Here is a 17,620-nt window from a genome sequence, read left to right on the forward strand (position 1 = left end):
ATGTCGATAACAGAAGATTTTTTAAGCAGCAGCGAAGAGCAGGAAATTGTAGCAGCTATTGTAAAAGCCGAAAAAGAAACATCGGGTGAGATACGCGTGCATATAGAAGAACATTCCGATTTACCTGTATTAGAACGTGCCCAAGAAGTTTTTAAAATGTTGAAAATGCATAAAACAAGCGCCCGCAACGGCGTTTTGTTTTATATAGGCGTTAAAGATCGTCATTTTGCAATTATTGGCGATGATGGAATTGATGCTGTTGTACCTTACGATTTCTGGGAAAATACCAAGAAAACGGTTATCGATCATTTTAAGGCAAACAACTTTAAGCAAGGCATTATTGCAGGCATTCTTCAAAGCGGCAAACAATTAAAACATTTCTTTCCGTACAATGGTAAAGATGATGTAAACGAATTACCAAACGAAATTTCAAGAGGTTAATGAATCAGTTTAAAAAAATAGCAACATTATTTGTCTTGTTTTTTCCGTTGCTGGTTCTGGCTCAGTTCAACATTCCGGAAAAACCATCAAAGGCAAGCGAACAAACCAGCGTTTTTGACTATGCCAATTTATTGTCGGCAAGCGAAAAACAGCAATTAGAACAAAAACTAATTAGTTACGCCGATACCACATCAACCCAGATTGTGGTAGCTATTATTCCCAGTTTAAATGGAGAATATGAAGGAGAATTAGCTCCGAAATGGGCACACAAATGGGGAATTGGTCAGGCAGATAAAGACAATGGTGTTTTTATTTTGTTGGCACAAAAAGAAAAAAAGTTATGGATTGCTCCCGGTTACGGATTGGAACATCTTTTAACTGCTGGAATTAACGGAGAAATCATTCGAAATTTTATCATTCCCGAATTTAAAAAAGGCGATTATTATGCCGGATTAGATATTGGAACCACCAAATTAATGGATCTTTTTTCGGGAACCTATAAAGGAACCCGACAAGAAAACAAGGAAAGTGGCGGTGGAATTCCGGGCTTTTTCATCGTATTAATTGTAATCATTGTCCTTATAATTGTCAGTAAAGCTGGCGGCGGCAAAGGAAACAACGGCGGCAGACGCGGCGGCCCCGACTTAATGGATATTATTATCTTAAGCAGTTTAGGTCGTGGCGGCGGTGGAAGTGGCGGCTTTGGCGGTTCTTCAGGAGGCGGTGGCTTCGGTGGAGGATTTGGAGGCGGCTTCGGCGGTGGAGGTTTCTCTGGCGGTGGTGCCGGCGGAAGTTGGTAAATACCCATTCAAAATATTAAAAAGCAGTTCGTTTGAACTGCTTTTTGTTTTATTTGCTTAATAGAATTTCCACTAAATATCATAAATAAAAAAAGAGAATCAATTTCTTGATTCTCTTCTAGTAGCGGGAACCGGACTCGAACCAGTGACCTTTGGGTTATGAGCCCAACGAGCTACCTACTGCTCTATCCCGCGCTGTGCGTTTTGTTGAATTTTTACTACGATTAAAAAACAAAATTCTAAACATTTTTTAAAAGGACTTTTAGTCTTAGTAGCGGGAACTGGACTCGAACCAGTGACCTTTGGGTTATGAGCCCAACGAGCTACCTACTGCTCTATCCCGCGCTATTGTGGTGCAAATGTAAGGCGACTTTTTGGAATACCCAAACTTTTTTCAGAAAATTATAAAATTAGTGTGTTTCACTATTATTAAGTAACTTTGCAAATTATTATAGAAATTATGTCGCACAAAGCTGGTTTTATAAATATTATCGGAAATCCAAATGTAGGAAAATCAACCTTAATGAATGCGTTTATTGGTGAGCGTTTATCAATCATTACCTCTAAAGCACAAACAACGCGCCACCGTATTTTCGGAATTGTAAATGGTGACGATTTTCAAATGGTTTTTTCAGACACTCCCGGAATCATCAAGCCTGCTTATGAATTGCAGACTTCGATGATGGATTTTGTAAAATCGGCGTTTGAAGATGCAGACATTCTTTTATATATGGTTGAAGTGGGCGAACGCGAATTAAAAGACGAAGCCTTCTTTACCAAAATTACTAATGCAAAAGTTCCGGTTTTACTGTTGTTGAATAAGATCGACAAATCAAACCAGGAGCATTTGGAAGAACAGGTTGCTTTGTGGAAAGAAAAAGTTCCTAATGCAGAAATAATTCCAATATCGGCACTAAACAATTTTAATGTAGATACTGTTTTTAACCGTATTTTAGAATTAATGCCAGAATCGCCACCTTATTATCCAAAAGATGCATTGACCGATAAACCTGAACGTTTCTTTGTTAATGAAATCATTCGCGAGAAAATTCTTTTAAACTATCAAAAGGAAATTCCATATTCGGTAGAGATCGAAACTGAAGAGTTTAAAGAAGAAGAAAAGATCATTCACATTAAAGCCGTAATTATGGTAGAGCGTGACAGCCAAAAAGGCATCATCATTGGTCATAAAGGTTCAGCTTTAAAGAAGGTAGGAATGGAAGCGCGTGCCGAATTAGAAAAGTTTTTCGACAAGCAGGTTCACATAGAATTGTTCGTTAAAGTAAACAAAGACTGGCGAAACAATCAGTTCCAATTACGCCGTTTCGGGTATCAACAAAAATAAAATCAACACTTTTTAAAAGTGCACGTTATATGAACAACATTGTAGCAATTGTAGGTAGACCTAATGTAGGAAAGTCTACGTTTTTTAACCGTCTTATTCAAAGACGCGAAGCCATAGTAGATTCGGTAAGTGGTGTTACCCGTGATCGTAATTATGGAAAATCAGAATGGAACGGAAAAGAATTCTCTGTAATAGATACAGGTGGATATATTAAAGGATCAGACGATATTTTTGAAGCCGAAATACGCAAACAGGTTGAATTAGCAATTGATGAAGCCGATGCGATTGTATTTTTGGTTGATGTAGAAGAAGGAATTACCCCAATGGACAACGAAGTGGCAAAACTGCTACGCAAAGTTACCAAACCGGTTTTACTGGTTGTAAATAAAGTAGATAACGCCAAACGCGAACAAGACGCTTTTGAATTTTACAATTTAGGATTGGGCGAATACGTTACTATGTCTGGAATGAGCGGATCTGGAACGGGTGAGGTTTTAGACAGAATTGTTGAAATTTTACCTGAATTACCAGAAGTAGAAGAAGCTCCGGAAGAATTACCGCGTTTTGCAGTGGTTGGAAGACCAAATGCAGGGAAATCGAGCTTTATTAATGCTTTGATTGGCGAAGATCGTTTCGTGGTTACAGATATTGCTGGAACGACTCGTGATGCAATCGACACGAAATACAACCGTTTTGGTTTTGAATTTAATTTGGTTGATACAGCTGGTATCCGCAGAAAAGCTAAAGTAAAAGAAGATTTAGAATTTTACTCGGTAATGCGCTCGGTACGTGCTATTGAACATGCCGATGTATGTATTTTGGTGATTGATGCTACCCGCGGATTTGAAGGTCAGGATCAAAGTATTTTCTGGTTGGCAGAAAAAAACCGCAAGGGAATTGTGATTTTGGTTAACAAGTGGGATTTGGTGGAAAAAGAAACCATGACTTCTTATGACTACGAGAAAAAAATACGCGAAGAAATAGCTCCGTTTACTGATGTGCCTATTCTTTTTGTATCGGCATTAACAAAACAGCGTTTGCTAAAAGCGTTAGAAACTGCCGTTCAGGTTTACGAAAACCGCAAACAGCGTATTGCAACATCGAAATTTAACGATACCATGTTGCCGATTATCGAACACAATCCGCCACCGGCAATTAAAGGTAAATACATTAAAATTAAATACTGTATGCAGTTGCCAACACCTGTACCGCAATTTGTGTTTTTTGCAAATTTACCGCAGTATATTAAAGATCCGTACAAACGTTACGTTGAAAATAAATTACGAGAAATTTACGATTTTGAAGGCGTGCCGATCGAAATCTATTTTCGTCAGAAATAATTACAAAAGGAAAGAATTAAAAGTCTTTCCTTTTTTTGTATTTTTAAATCGATCAAAAACACACTATGCGTTCAATCTATTTAAAATTAGCTTCATTCTTCATTTCGTTATACCTGATTCTATGCCTAATAATGTATTTTAATCAGGAAAGTTTTATTTTTCATCCACTAAAGATTAATCAAAGAAACGAAGTACACCTATCCAAATAGTTTTAAGGAAATAGATCTTAAAACGAGCGATGGTACCACAATAAACAATCTGTATTTTGAAACCGAAAGCCCTAAAGGCGCTGTTTATTTTCTTCACGGTAATGCAGGTAACTTATCTACATGGGGTAACGTTGCTCCACTTTATCTGGAATCGGGTTATAATGTTTTTATTACAGATTACAGAGGTTTTGGAAAAAGCGAAGGAACTATCACAGATCAAACACAATTATTTTCGGATGCACAATTGGGGTATGATTTTCTGAAAAAGGATTTTAAAGAACGACCAAATCATTGTTGTAGGATATTATATTCTATTGGAACTGGAATTCCATCATATTTAGCATCAGCAAACAATCCTAAACTACTGATTTTACAAGCGCCTTACTATAATTTAAAAACCGAAATGAAATCAAGTTTTCCGTTTCTTCCTACTTTCATTTTAAAATATCCATTCGAAAATAATTTGAATCTATCAAAAGTCAAAAGTCCGACTTTTATCTTTCACGGAGACAAGGATTATGTAATTACGCACGAAAATTCATTAAAACTAAAGGCTGTTTTAAAGGAGAAGGATTCAGTTATTATTCTTAAAAATCAAGATCATATTGGTATTAACGATAATGCAGAATAAAAAAAGTTCATAAAACTGCTGTAATATCATTATTAAACTTTAAAACTGATATTATTTTCTATATCATATTCAAATTTTATCTATTGAAAACTTCCAGTTAAAAAACCTTATTTTTATTTGTTATAAATAAAAATAAAATTACTTTTGCATCAAATTTTTTAAAAGATGAAAAAATTATTACTAATTATTCCTGCGGTTACTGTAGCCTTTGATGCAAGCGCACAAGAAACCGACTCTATAAAATCTGACAATTTAGATGAATTAATTATTGAAGCTTATATTCAAAAAAGTGTAAATTCATCAAACAAAATGCCCTTAAAAGACATTGAGAATCCACAGGTTTACAATGTTATCAATAAAAATATATTAAAAGAGCAAGTAGTAACCACTTTTAGCGATGCTATGAAAAATGCCACAGGTGTTTCGCGCTTATGGGAATCTACAGGTCGTGGAAGCGATGGTGCTGAGTTTTATTCTATGAGAGGCTTTTCTACGCAACCTCGTTTATTAAACGGTATGCCAAGTTTTAGCAATGGGAGTCTAGATCCTGCAAATATAGAAAGTATCGAAGTTATTAAAGGACCATCAGGGACTATGTATGGTGGAAATTTAGTATCGTACGGTGGTTTAATTAATATTACTACTAAAAAACCTTACGAAAATTTTGGCGGCGAAATGGGTTATACCAATGGATCATACGGATTAAACCGTGTTACTGCCGATATTAATACGCCACTGAACAAACAAACATCTTTTCGTTTAAATACCGCATACCAATACCGCAATTCATTTCAGGATGCAGGTTTTAGCAAATCGTTATTTTTTGCGCCATCGTTAAAATTTGTGGCTAATGACCGACTGACTTTCTTTGTGAATACAGAATTTAAAAGCTCTGAAGCTGCCAATGCGCCTATGATCTTTTTAAGCAGATACAGTCCGTTATCATTTCAATCAATAGATTTATTCGAACAAAACTATAAAAAATCGTACACCAGCAACGATTTAACCATAAAAAACCCAACGTTCAATTTACAAGCGTATGCGGTGTATCAATTATCTGAAAATTGGACATCGACAACGATTGTTACAAAAACCAATGCAAAAACCAGCGGCTATTACCACTATTTATGGGATTCTGCAAACGGGAACGAATTTACACGATTTATAACAAAAGGCGAAGCAGAAACAAACGCAACAGGTATTCAGCAAAATTTTGTAGGAACTTACAATATTGGTTCGGTTAAAAATAAATTGGTTGCAGGTTTAGATTATTTTCAAAGAAAATTTACTGTTGGCGGTACAGGTTGGGCAAGTTACGGAACAGTTTCTTTAATAGATCAAGCTGATTTTATTGTTGATGCTAACAATGTAAAGCAACAAACAATGTTAACTACACCGCATGTTGATGCCGCCTTATTAGGAACATCGCAAGCATTACAATCGGCAGAAACAAAGATTTATAGTGCATATGCATCAAACGTAATTGAGTTTTTACCAAATTTATCGGCAATGATCAGTTTACGTGCCGATCATTTTACAGGACAGCCAACAGCTTATTCAACTGATAAATTAAAAGAAAGAACAACATTTTCTCCAAAATTCGGTGTGGTTTATCAGCCAATTCAAGATAAGTTATCGGTTTTTGCTAACTTTATGAACGGTTTTCAATATTTAGATGCCGCTGCCATTGACGTTACAGACGAAGACGGAAACATTGTTGGTAGAGAATTACGTTATTTTGAACCTGAACAAGCAAACCAATGGGAAGTTGGTACAAAAGCAAGTTTAATTAAAGACCGTTTATCGGTTACGGCAAGCTACTACGATATTAAAGTAAAAAACAAAGTGATGGGTAACGGTATAGATGCTACACAAGCCGGCGAAGTAGAAAGTAAAGGTTTTGAAGTAAGTGTATTAGGAAGTCCAATCAACGGCTTAAACATTATTGTAGGATATAGCCACAACGATAACAAAGTAATTAACGATGCAGCAGATTCTGGTTATTTAGGTTTAAGAACAGAAGAAGCTGGTCCTGAAAATTTATTTAACTTTTGGGCAAATTACACGGTTCAACAAGGTGCTTTAAAAAATTTCGGATTAGGTTTTGGTGCCAATTCTGCAAGTAAATTGCTTACTCTTAACAGATCAACTATTGGAACATTTGCTTTGCCGGGCTACACAGTTTTTAACGCAGCACTATCTTACAATGCCGAAAAATACAGCGCTGTTTTAAAAGTTGATAATCTTACTAATGAGAAATATTTTATAGGTTGGTCAACCATCAACCCGCAATTTGCAAGATCTATTTCGTTAGGTTTAAACTATAAATTCTAATGACAAAAAAGAAAGATAAAAAGCAAAAAAGCAAATTCAAAAAATTAATAGGCAAGCTGCACCTTTGGTTCGGCTTGCTTATTGGTTCTATTGTGTTTTTTATTTCGATAACAGGCGCATTGTACGTTTTTAAAGACGAAATAGAAGGCGTTCAGCGTAAAGAATACATTTACCACAACGAACCAGACTATCAAAACAAAGAAAAGCTTACCATTAAAACGTTAGAGCGTTTAGTAGAACAGCAGGTTCCAGAGAAATACCCGATACATTGGGCTAATATTCCTATAGACCATGCACTGTCGTACCAATTTTATTATTACGAACGAAACGAACATGCTTGGAATTATTTCGATGAATACCCCGTTTACAAATTAGCGTATGTAAACCCATACAACGGCAAGGTTTTACAAGTGTACGACGAAAAGAACGGCTTTTTTAACATTGTAAAAATGCTGCATTGGAGCTTTCTTTTAAATTCTGATTGGGGAAAATGGGTTACGGGAATTCCGGTTTTAATTTTTGTCTTTATGCTTATTTCGGGCATTATTTTATGGTGGCCAAAAAACAAGGCAGCACGCAAACAACGCTTTTGGTTTAAGTGGAAAAACATTAAAAGCTGGAAACGTAAAAACTACGATATGCATAATATTATTGGTTTTTACACATCGTTTTTTGCCTTAATTTTTTCAATTACCGGTTTGTTTTATGCCTTCTTTTTTATTCAGGCAATAATTTACGTTGTTTTTTCGGGCGGAAATACCCAGTACCCTGATTTTTCGTACATTAAAACCACAGCTCCCGAAGAATTAAGAACCGAAACTACGTTAGACAAGATTGCACAAAAAGTAGAAGAATTATATCCTGATGCGTATATGTTTGCTTTAGATTTGGGACATGAACATATAGACGATCACGAACATCCTAATTTTGAAGTTTACGTTAGACATCTTTCGTATTCGTACCACAAAAACAGTAATTTAATTTTCGATAAAAACTCGGGTGAATTACTTCACACAAGAAACCCTGAAAACAAAGATTTTGGCGAGAAAATGATCAGCGCTAATTACGATATTCACGTAGGATCGATCTTTGGTTTGCCTACCAAAATAATAGCTTTTATTGTAAGTTTGCTGTGCGCCAGCTTACCAGTTACGGGTTTTATGATTTGGTACGGCAGAAAAAAAAAAGTTAAAAGTTCAACCTATAATTGAATATAAAATAGGTGAAGCCAATTTAAAAAGCGATTTTTCATAGTTATATGAAGAATCGCTTTCTTATTTTTGCTTTATGAAAAAATTACTATCCATACTTCCGTTTTTAATAATTCTGATTTCTTTTGGCGGTTTTGCACAAAATATTCAACTGAAAGGAAAAGTAGTAGACGAAGCCAAAGCACCGGTAGCCGACATGACCGTTTATCTTTCCAAAGCCAAAGATTCTACGCTTATTCAGTATGCTACAACCGATATTTCAGGCTTGTTCGCTATTGATATTAAAGCTGTTGAAGAACCTTCATATCTTACTTTTTCGTACATCGGATACAAAGATAAAATCGAAAAATTCGATAAAATAAATCAATCTAAAGATTTAGGCGAGGTAGTAATGGCAACCGATTCGGATCTGCTTTCTGAAATTGTAATTGTTACCGATGCTCCTATTCGCGTAAAAAACGACACTTTGGAATTCAACGCTTCGTCGTTTAAAGTTCGTCCCGATGCCAATGTAGAAGCGTTGTTGAAAGAACTTCCGGGTGTTGAAATTGATGCCGATAAAAAAATAACCGTAAACGGCAAAGAAGTTACACAGATTCTGGTTAACGGAAAGCCTTTTTTTAATACCGACGGAACAATTGCACTGCAAAATCTTCCTGCCGATTTAATTAAAAAAGTTCAGGTAACAGACCATAAAACCAAGTCTGAAGAATTTTCGGGCAGAAAAGCAAAAAGCGATAATGCCAGCATAAACCTAACCATAGACGAAGCTAACAACAAAGGTTTAATGGCAAAATTGAGTGCGGGAATTGGTAGCATTATAGACGGATCGAACCGATACGAAAGCAGCGGATTGATTAATTATTTTCAGGGAAACCGAAAAATTTCGGTTTTAGCATCGTCTAACAACATCAATTCCGAAGGTTTTTCGATGGATGAACTTTTTGACAATATGGGAGGTGGTCGAAGTCAGTTTTTAACCTTTGGTGGTCGTTCAGGTGGTCCGGGCGGTTTTGGTAGCGGCACTGGAATTACACGTACCAATATGGCTGGTTTAAACTATTCTGATCAGTTTTTTAAAGGTTTTGAAACCAACGCAAGTTATTATTTTAAAGATACGCAGAACAAAAACAACAACCGTTCACGTGTTATAAACTTGTTGCCAGATGGTGATTTTATTACAGAATCGGAATCGCAGCGTTTAAATAATAACATTAATCACAATGCCGATGTTCGGTTAGAATATAAAATAAATCCGACTACCCAATTGTTTGTGAATCCGCAAATAACGGCAAACAACAATGAGTTCAGTACTAAAAGTGCATCAAAATCGATGGATGCAGATGGAAATCTATTCAACGAAAATACCGAAAAATCTTTCTCTACATCTGAAAGTTTGACATTCAGAAACTCGATCGAATTCAACAAAAAACTAAACGATAAAGGCAAAAATTTCAGTTTGGAATTCAGTAATAACAATTCAAAAACAACAGGTTTGGGTAATACCAATTCGGCTACTTTGTTTTATCAGGGCGATCAGCCAAACGATATCCGTAATCAGGAAGAAAGATCAAACAGCACCGAAGATAGCTACACCGCAACCGCAGAATATTCGCAACCAATCAGCGAAAAAGCGTTTATTGATTTGGGATATACTTTTGATTACAACAACCAAACCGATAACCTGAATACCTTTAATTTTAACGAAGACAGCAGCAGTTTTATTGATTTTAACGATCGATTATCAAACCAAACGCATACAAACGTTATTACAAATACGCCTTATGTTGGTTTAAATTACAACACCGAAAAAGTAGAATGGTTTGTAAATTCTGGGGTGAATATCGCTAATTTTAATGCATCGGCTTTTTACATGAGCAACGATTATTCGGTCGATAGAAAATTCGTTTCGCCTTACATCCGCAGTAATTTCAGATATAAGCTCGATAAAAACAAAAACTTCAACATTAGCTACAATTACAACGTAAATAACCCGAATGCTACGCAAATTCTACCTTATGAGCGTTTAAACGATCCGTTACAAACATATATCGGAAATCGCGATTTAGATCAGGCAAGATACCACTCGTTACGTTTAGGATTTAGAAATTACAACTTTCAACTGCGTTCTGGCTGGAGTATTTTTGCCAACGCAAGTTTTTACGATTCGCAAATTGTTTCTTCTACCCTATTCGATGAAAACCGTAAACGAACCACTACTTACGAAAATGTATCGGGTGCGTTTAATACCGGTTTGTTTTTTCATTGGAGCAAATCGTATAAATTTGATGCACATACCATTCGATACGGAGCTGGAGCCAACATTAACTACAACAAACAAAAAGGTTTTGCAAATGGCGTTTTATATGATGCCGATGAATTAAGTTTCTCTCCAAACATCTACGGATCTTGGGATTATGGCGAACTTTTTACCATAGCACCGTCATACAACGTGTCGTTTAACAATACCAAATACAGTAATTTTCAATTGTCGGAAACTAGTTTTGTAAGGCATAATCTTATGTTGCAAACAACCACTTACTGGCCAGAAAATTTCACTTGGGGTAACGATTTTGGTTACACGTACAACTCTAACATCGCACCTGGTTTTCAAAGAGACTTCTTTTTGTGGAATACCGCAGTTTCGTACGCATTCTTAAACAAAGCGTTAACGGCGAAAGTAAAAGTGTACGATTTATTGAATCAAAACATAGGAACTTCAAGAACAATCAGCCCAACAGCGATTATCGATCAGCAAAACACCGTTTTAGAGCGTTATGTAATGTTCTCGGTAACATGGAAATTCAATAAATTCGGAAACACTTCAAACACCAGAAACCGTGGTGGCGGACGCATGATGATGCCTGGTAGAATGAGAGATTTATAGAATCATCTTATTTAAAATATGTTAAAAGCGGGTGAAATATTATTCCGCGCTTTTTTTTTGTATACTTTTTTTAACACTTTTGCGTTAACTAAAAACTAATTTAACATTTATGAAAAATCTACTGCTTATTTGCACGTTCTTGTGTGCTAATTTTATTTTTGCGCAAAAGATAGAATTAAAAGGAAAAGTTGTTGATACGGATAAAAAACCCATAGAAGCTGCAACAATTTATCTTTCCTCGAAAAAAGATTCCACTTTAATTGATTACACGATTACCGATGTAAAAGGAATGTTTTCGATGCCGATTAAAAAAATCGAAGAACCAACTTTTATGACGATTTCTTATCTTGGTTTCGAAGATTTTTCGCAACAATTTGAAAACATTAAAGAAAGTATCGATTTCAGCACCATTTCTTTAAAGCCAGGAAGCGATGTTTTAGATGAATTGGTAATTACTACCGATGCAGCGCCTATCCGTATTAAAAAAGACACGTTAGAATTTAATGCAGCATCATTCAAGGTGCGACCAGATGCTACCGTTAAAGAACTTTTAGAGCAATTACCAGGGGTTGAAGTTGATGAAGCCGGAAAAATTAAAGTTAACGGTAAAGAAGTAAACAACGTTTTGGTGAACGGAAAACCGTTTTTTGGTACCGATGGAAAAGTAGCTATTGAAAATTTACCGAAAGATATCATCAATAAAGTTCAGATTACAGATACCAAATCAAAAGAAGAAAAAATAACTGGTTCAAAGGCTACAAGAGATTCTAAAACCATAAATCTTACCATAGACGAAGACAAAAACAAAGGTCTTTTCGGGCGGTTCATAGCCGGCTACGGAACAGATGACCGATATGAATCATCGCTTTTGTTCAACTATTTTAAGGGCGATTTTAAAATAAGTGTTTTAGGAGCGTCTAACAACATCAACTCTACCGGATTTTCTACCAATGAAATCATGGACAACATGTCGGGCGGCAGAAACAGTTATTCTTCTTGGAGTGACGATGGCTCTTTCTCTATAAATGGATTGGATTTTGGTGGCGGTAAAGGAATTTATCAAACCGATATGGTCGGGGTAAATTACAGCGACAATTGGGGCAAAAAGAATAAAGTGAGCATGAACTACCTTTATAACGAAGTAGAAAACACCAATAGAAATAAATCGCGAATTGAAAATCTGTTACCTGAAAATAAGTTTGTTACTGAATCTGAATCAGACTTAAAATCAAAATCGGCAAATCATACGTTCAATTACGAAATTGAAATGGAATTAGATTCGCTAACTACACTTTCTTTTGTTCCAAACTTAAAAAGAGGAATCAGTACCAATAGAACCAACAGTTCAAGCCAAACTAAAAATGAATTTGGTGAAGATCTAAATAAATCAAACAGTTCGGATTTTTTAAATGTGGATACGTTCAATTTTCAAAACGAATTTTTAATTGCACGCAGATTTAAAAGAAAAGGCAGAAGCATCAGTCTAGGTTTTGAGAATAGAAATTCTAGAAATGAAACCAACCAATTGAAAAATTCAGCAGCTTATTTCTTTCAGTCAGCAACACCAGACGATATCCGAAACCAACAAATTCAATCGATCAGCCATACCGATGAATATACTTTAAACGCTACTTACCGCGAACCAATTAACAATTCGCAATCTTTAATATTCAGATATTCATCTATTTGGACAAACGAATTTCAAGGCAGAGGAACATTTGATTTTAACAGCGTAAGCAACAATTACACAAACTATAATAATTTACTGTCGTACTCCAATAATTTAAAAGGCACAAAAGTTGCACCAGGCGTGGGTTATCAGTTAAACACCGAAAAACTTTGGCTTTATGTAGGTGCTGGAACTATTTTTAATAATTACGATGTATCGTCACAATACAACAACAACAATTATTTGAATAATCGTTTTGATATTTTACCGCAACTAAACGTAAGTACTAGTATTCAATTAGGAAAATCGAAAAGCATTTATGCCAATTATTCGTACACAGAAAACAGTCCGTATTTAAATCAGTTGTTAGAATACGAAGATTTATCTAGCCCTTTGTTTAGATCAACAGGTAACAGAGATTTACTTACAACCCAAGAACACAGCGCTTATTTAAGCTTTAGAGATTACGATTGGCAAACGCGTTCGGGTTACTATTTTTATGGTGGTGGAAGCTACAATACGCGTGCAACTGGTACTACACAATCATACGACGAAAGCTTTGTATCAACGTCAACCTACGTAAATGTTTACGACACGTACAATTATTGGGCTGGAGTTAATTACAATAAGAGTTTTAACTTGACTGATAAAAACAAATTATCTGTAAACGTAGGCTTTAATGCAAATACCGATTTAAGTAAAGGTATTTTAAACGATGTTACTTATAATGCAAATACAACAAGCTTTGGTCCAAAATTTAATGTTACGTTAGATTTTGATAAAAAACTGACCATACAACCAAACTATCAGTACAGCTTAAGCAAAACAAATTACAAGAATTTTACGGTAGATCAGGCGAATTATTTTACACACAAAGCAGGTTTAATGATTACATCGTACATGCCTAAAAATGTTGTTTTTGGAAGCGATATTATGTACGAATACAATTCTAACCTTTCAAGTGAATTCAGAAAAGATTTCTTGCTTTGGAATGCCAGTTTGGGATACAATTTCTTAAACGAACGCTTTTTGGCAAAGGTAAAGGTTTACGATATTTTAAACCAAAACCAAAGTGTACGCAGAACAACTACACCAACAAGTATTTACGATACGCAGGATGTTATTTTAAAACAATATGTAATGTTTTCTTTAACTTATAAATTGGAAAAATTTGCAGGTAAAAAGAAAAGCAACAGTTTCATGATTGAAGAATAAAAAAACGCTCAAATGAGCGTTTTTTTTATTTAGTTACTTCGTTTATAACTCTTATTGTTTCGTCTAAATCTTCATAAGATAAAGCATCGGTAATAAACCATGTTTCGTAGCTTGATGGCGCAATGTAAACGCCACGTTCTAACAAATCATGAAAGAATTTTTTAAACTCGGGCGTATCTGCTTTTGATGCATCTTCGTAATTTTCAACTTGGTTCTCACAAAAGAAAATCGAAATCATAGAACCTACTCTATTTACCGTAAACGTTTTATTGTTAGCTGTCAAAATCTTACGAATTCCATCTTCCAAATAAGCAGTTTTTTCTTCTAATCGATTAAATAATTCAGCATCGTTATTTATTGACTGCAACATTGCCAAACCAGCTGCCATTGCCAACGGATTTCCAGACAATGTTCCTGCCTGATAAACCGGACCAACAGGCGCCAGATAATCCATAATTTCGGTACGAGCAGCAAACGCACCAACCGGTAAACCACCGCCAATTACTTTACCAAAACAAACAATATCTGCGGTAACATTAAACAATTCTTGCGCCCCACCTTTAGCCAATCTAAAACCGGTCATTACTTCATCAAAAATTAATAGCGTTCCGTTTTCATCACAGATCGATCTTAATTCTTGAAGAAAATTATTCACAGGCGGTACACAGCCCATATTTCCAGCAACGGGTTCAATGATTATGGCTGCAATTTCATTTTTATTCGCCTGGAATAATTCCTTTACAGAATTTAAATCGTTGAAATTTGCCAACAAGGTGTCTTGAGCAGTTCCTTTTGTAACTCCGGGACTTGAAGGCACACCGAAAGTAGATAATCCACTACCTGCTGCAATTAAAAAAGAATCTGAATGTCCGTGATAACAACCGCGGAACTTGATTATTTTTTCTCGTTTTGTATATCCTCTTGCCAAACGAACAGCACTCATACAAGCTTCGGTCCCTGAATTTACAAATCGAATTTTATCGATATTCGGAACCATTGAAACAGCTAGTTTTGCAATTTCTGTTTCAATTTCTGTAGGAGTTCCAAATGATGTTCCCAATTTTGTTTTTTCAATTACGGCATCAATTACAGGCTGGTATGCATGACCTAAAATCATTGGCCCCCATGAATTAATGTAATCAATGTATCGTTTATCGTCTTCATCAAAAAGATAAGCTCCACTGGCTTTTTTAATGAAAATAGGCGTTCCACCGACCGATTTAAACGCACGAACGGGAGAATTAACTCCTCCCGGTATATATTTTAAAGCTTCAACGAATAATTCGCTGCTACGTTTGTATAACATTTATTGAATTTTTAAAATTTGCCCTACACTTAATGCGTTTGTATTTAAACTGTTTAAGTGCTTGATATGATCTACCGACGAATTAAATTTCTGACAGATTGCAAACAATGTATCACCTGCCTGAACGGTATAAGTTTGTGCTTGAGCTCCATAATTTGTTGCTACAACTTCTTCTGTTCTCATTGGAACAAACTGGTAGTTTGAACCTAAAACTTTTTGATCGTATTCGTACAATTTGTAACGCTCTATAATGCTGATTAATTTTTGGGGATAACGAGGATCTGTAGCATAACCGGCTTTTTTTAAGCCTTTTGCCCAAGCAGAATAATCGCTTTTATCTAATGTGAACAAATTTTTGTAGTAGACTCTGTTCGCTAAAAATTCAGAATGATCGTTGTACGATTCCATTGCCGAATGGTATTTTCTAAAGCATTCGTCGGGTGCATCATCGGTATGCGAAACCGTTTCGCCCGTCCATTCTTCCTTACATTTAATTCCGAAATGGTTATTGGCAGTTCTGCACAACGTTCCGTTTCCTGATCCCGATTCTAAAATTCCTTGTGCCAGTTTAATACTTGCCGGAATTCCGTATGTTTTCATGCTTTGCATTGCCGCACCGGAATATAGATCGATATAATCTTCTACGGTATTTTTTGAAACATTTATTTTTGAAGTAGCTATTAATGTTTCGGTTTCTTCTTTTTCAAATAACGGTTTAACAGGTTTTGGTTCTGCTACGGGTGTATTTTCTTTTTTAACTGCAGATGCGGTTGTGACAACTACTTTCTTCTTCTTATTATCACCATTTCCGTATTCTTTGGCAATCTTTTCTTTTACTTTTGTATTATGAGCGGCGTTGCAACTCATTAAAATCAATCCTGTAAATAGTACGGACAATACTTTCTTCATATTTCAGCAATGTTAGATTGAAGCCCTTGTAAACCTCCGGTATGAATTATTAATATTTTTGAATCGGGTTTAAAATAACCTTTTGATATCAAATCGATTACACCAAAAAACGTTTTTGATGTATAAACAGGATCCAAAGATATTAAATATTTTTTAAAAAATTGTTTCATAAACTGTTTCAGTTCATCATTTAACTTTGCGTAACCTCCAAAATGATAATCAGTTACCAAATTCCACTGACTATTTTTGGCATATTTTTGGATATCTTCTGTTAAGAAATCGCCTTTTAAAGCCGGAAAACCAATTGCTTTTTGATGCGGTTTTAAACTGTTGATAATTCCCGAAATGGTTCCGCCTGTACCAACGGCACAACAGATAAAATCGAACATTTTGTCATCATCTCTTAAAATTTCTTTGCATCCTTTAACTGCTAAATTGTTTGTTCCGCCTTCGGGAATCAAATAAAAATCGCCAAATTTCTCCTTCAGTTGATCTAAAAACTCCGAATTATTTTTATCGCGATATTGCGTTCTGGTAACAAATTCAAACTGCATTCCGTTTTCTGATGCTTTTTTTAATGTTGGATTTTCCAGATACTTTTCCTGCAATTCTTCGCCACGAATTACTCCGATCGTTTCAAAACCAAATTCTTTACCAGCTGCTGCAGCTGCTGCAATGTGATTAGAATAAGCTCCGCCAAAAGTCAGTAATTTTGTAAAACCTAAATCCCGAGCTTCAGCTAAATTGTATTTTAGTTTACGGAATTTGTTGCCTGATATTTCACTATGCAGCACATCTTCCCTTTTCACATAAACTTCAATTCCAAAATCATTCGGAATAGCTATTTTTTGATTGAAAGCTTCTTGTTGTGACTGTATCATAAATAGTTGCAAAAAGAAAAGAATTTTCGGTTTGTAAGATAATCTTCATTCGATTCGTTTGCATAAGCTTCCCGTTCAAAAGAAATATTTCGGTAGGCTTTTTTTCGATTTCTAAACTGAATCAATCTGATAAAAAATTCTAAAACATACCAGATAAAAAACGGAAGAATCAATAATTCTATCTGCTGGCGTAAATGTATTTTTTCGTGATTAACAAAGGTTGTATGAGTACGAAGATAATTTTCGCGCGCAAAAATAAACGGATAAACAGTTATACCCGAAAAGCCTTTTGGCACCCAAAATTTAGAAATTATCAATCGCATACCGCAAATTTATCACTTTTTGTGAGATGTTCGATGTAGGATGATGGGTCTTTAATGAATTGACAATCTTATTATTTCAGTTTCAATTTAAAAACCAATCAAATTCGTAAAATGAAACA

Annotated in this window: 13 protein-coding genes and 2 tRNA genes; 9 read left to right on the forward strand and 6 right to left on the reverse strand. The window is 35.4% G+C overall.

What is annotated here, in order from left to right:
- Together F0460_RS12655 and F0460_RS12660 are read left to right on the forward strand one after the other, a co-directional pair.
- Entirely contained in the window at window positions 1-441 is a 441-nt protein-coding gene (locus F0460_RS12655; RefSeq protein ID WP_150013774.1) for a TPM domain-containing protein, read from the forward strand.
- Window positions 441-1,241 (forward strand): TPM domain-containing protein, encoded by an 801-nt coding sequence (locus F0460_RS12660; protein WP_150013776.1) that lies wholly within the window; start codon window positions 441-443, stop codon window positions 1,239-1,241. Before F0460_RS12655 ends, F0460_RS12660 begins: the two co-directional genes overlap by 1 nt.
- Window positions 1,242-1,363: 122 nt before the next feature.
- Here F0460_RS12660 and F0460_RS12665 read toward each other — a convergent pair.
- Both F0460_RS12665 and F0460_RS12670 read right to left on the reverse strand, forming a co-directional pair.
- A tRNA-Met gene (locus F0460_RS12665) sits at window positions 1,364-1,436 on the reverse strand.
- 77 nt (window positions 1,437-1,513) lie between these two features.
- Window positions 1,514-1,586: transfer RNA gene (locus F0460_RS12670), tRNA-Met, on the reverse strand.
- A 115-nt stretch (window positions 1,587-1,701) separates the two neighbouring features.
- Between F0460_RS12670 and era the strand changes: the two genes are divergently transcribed.
- The 7 genes from era to F0460_RS12705 all read left to right on the forward strand — a co-directional run bounded on the left by era (window position 1,702) and on the right by F0460_RS12705 (window position 14,082).
- Window positions 1,702-2,586 (forward strand): GTPase Era, encoded by an 885-nt coding sequence (gene era, locus F0460_RS12675; RefSeq protein WP_150013778.1) that lies wholly within the window; start codon window positions 1,702-1,704, stop codon window positions 2,584-2,586.
- Window positions 2,587-2,615: 29 nt separating this feature from the next.
- Window positions 2,616-3,926 (forward strand): ribosome biogenesis GTPase Der, encoded by a 1,311-nt coding sequence (gene der, locus F0460_RS12680; protein ID WP_150013780.1) that lies wholly within the window; start codon window positions 2,616-2,618, stop codon window positions 3,924-3,926.
- 258 nt (window positions 3,927-4,184) lie between these two features.
- Window positions 4,185-4,766 (forward strand): alpha/beta hydrolase, encoded by a 582-nt coding sequence (locus tag F0460_RS12685; RefSeq protein ID WP_223810816.1) that lies wholly within the window; start codon window positions 4,185-4,187, stop codon window positions 4,764-4,766.
- A 165-nt stretch (window positions 4,767-4,931) separates the two neighbouring features.
- A complete protein-coding gene (locus F0460_RS12690; protein ID WP_150013784.1) occupies window positions 4,932-7,100 on the forward strand; it encodes a TonB-dependent siderophore receptor in 2,169 nt (722 codons plus the stop codon).
- Window positions 7,100-8,311: a PepSY-associated TM helix domain-containing protein gene (locus F0460_RS12695; protein ID WP_150013786.1), complete on the forward strand. Its 1,212-nt coding sequence runs from the start codon at window positions 7,100-7,102 to the stop codon at window positions 8,309-8,311. Before F0460_RS12690 ends, F0460_RS12695 begins: the two co-directional genes overlap by 1 nt.
- A gap of 76 nt (window positions 8,312-8,387) precedes the next feature.
- Window positions 8,388-11,198, forward strand: a complete 2,811-nt coding sequence (locus F0460_RS12700; protein WP_150013788.1) for an outer membrane beta-barrel protein — start codon at window positions 8,388-8,390, stop codon at window positions 11,196-11,198.
- 109 nt (window positions 11,199-11,307) lie between these two features.
- Window positions 11,308-14,082: an outer membrane beta-barrel protein gene (locus F0460_RS12705; RefSeq protein ID WP_150013790.1), complete on the forward strand. Its 2,775-nt coding sequence runs from the start codon at window positions 11,308-11,310 to the stop codon at window positions 14,080-14,082.
- 25 nt (window positions 14,083-14,107) lie between these two features.
- On the opposite strand, the gene hemL is transcribed toward F0460_RS12705, so the two are convergent.
- Genes hemL through F0460_RS12725 form a run of 4 tightly spaced genes read right to left on the reverse strand, consistent with a single transcriptional unit; the run spans window position 14,108 to window position 17,501 of the window.
- The gene (gene hemL / locus F0460_RS12710) at window positions 14,108-15,388 is read right to left on the reverse strand and encodes a glutamate-1-semialdehyde 2,1-aminomutase (RefSeq protein WP_150013792.1); all 1,281 of its coding nucleotides are present in this window, start codon (window positions 15,386-15,388) and stop codon (window positions 14,108-14,110) included.
- Window positions 15,389-16,297, reverse strand: coding sequence for a glucosaminidase domain-containing protein (locus F0460_RS12715; RefSeq protein WP_150013794.1), 909 nt, complete (start codon window positions 16,295-16,297; stop codon window positions 15,389-15,391). It abuts the gene before it with no gap.
- The gene (locus tag F0460_RS12720; protein ID WP_150013796.1) at window positions 16,294-17,178 is read right to left on the reverse strand and encodes a 1-aminocyclopropane-1-carboxylate deaminase/D-cysteine desulfhydrase; all 885 of its coding nucleotides are present in this window, start codon (window positions 17,176-17,178) and stop codon (window positions 16,294-16,296) included. The genes F0460_RS12715 and F0460_RS12720 overlap by 4 nt, the downstream gene beginning before the upstream one ends.
- Window positions 17,175-17,501 carry a hypothetical protein gene (locus F0460_RS12725; RefSeq protein ID WP_150013798.1) on the reverse strand — a complete coding sequence of 109 codons (327 nt, stop codon included), beginning with the start codon at window positions 17,499-17,501 and terminating at the stop codon, window positions 17,175-17,177. Before F0460_RS12725 ends, F0460_RS12720 begins: the two co-directional genes overlap by 4 nt.
- Between the last annotated feature and the right edge of the window lie 119 nt (window positions 17,502-17,620).

This window comes from Paenimyroides baculatum, assembly GCF_008629655.1.
GTDB lineage: Bacteria > Bacteroidota > Bacteroidia > Flavobacteriales > Flavobacteriaceae > Flavobacterium > Flavobacterium baculatum.

Coding starts and splice junctions, on each gene's coding strand:
- F0460_RS12655 (WP_150013774.1), top strand. CDS start 1: ATGTCGATAACAGAAGATTTTTTAAGCAGCAGCGAAGAGCAGGAAATT.
- F0460_RS12660 (WP_150013776.1), top strand. CDS start 441: ATGAATCAGTTTAAAAAAATAGCAACATTATTTGTCTTGTTTTTTCCG.
- era (WP_150013778.1), top strand. CDS start 1,702: ATGTCGCACAAAGCTGGTTTTATAAATATTATCGGAAATCCAAATGTA.
- der (WP_150013780.1), top strand. CDS start 2,616: ATGAACAACATTGTAGCAATTGTAGGTAGACCTAATGTAGGAAAGTCT.
- F0460_RS12690 (WP_150013784.1), top strand. CDS start 4,932: ATGAAAAAATTATTACTAATTATTCCTGCGGTTACTGTAGCCTTTGAT.
- F0460_RS12695 (WP_150013786.1), top strand. CDS start 7,100: ATGACAAAAAAGAAAGATAAAAAGCAAAAAAGCAAATTCAAAAAATTA.
- F0460_RS12700 (WP_150013788.1), top strand. CDS start 8,388: ATGAAAAAATTACTATCCATACTTCCGTTTTTAATAATTCTGATTTCT.
- F0460_RS12705 (WP_150013790.1), top strand. CDS start 11,308: ATGAAAAATCTACTGCTTATTTGCACGTTCTTGTGTGCTAATTTTATT.
- hemL (WP_150013792.1), bottom strand. CDS start 15,388: ATGTTATACAAACGTAGCAGCGAATTATTCGTTGAAGCTTTAAAATAT.
- F0460_RS12715 (WP_150013794.1), bottom strand. CDS start 16,297: ATGAAGAAAGTATTGTCCGTACTATTTACAGGATTGATTTTAATGAGT.
- F0460_RS12720 (WP_150013796.1), bottom strand. CDS start 17,178: ATGATACAGTCACAACAAGAAGCTTTCAATCAAAAAATAGCTATTCCG.
- F0460_RS12725 (WP_150013798.1), bottom strand. CDS start 17,501: ATGCGATTGATAATTTCTAAATTTTGGGTGCCAAAAGGCTTTTCGGGT.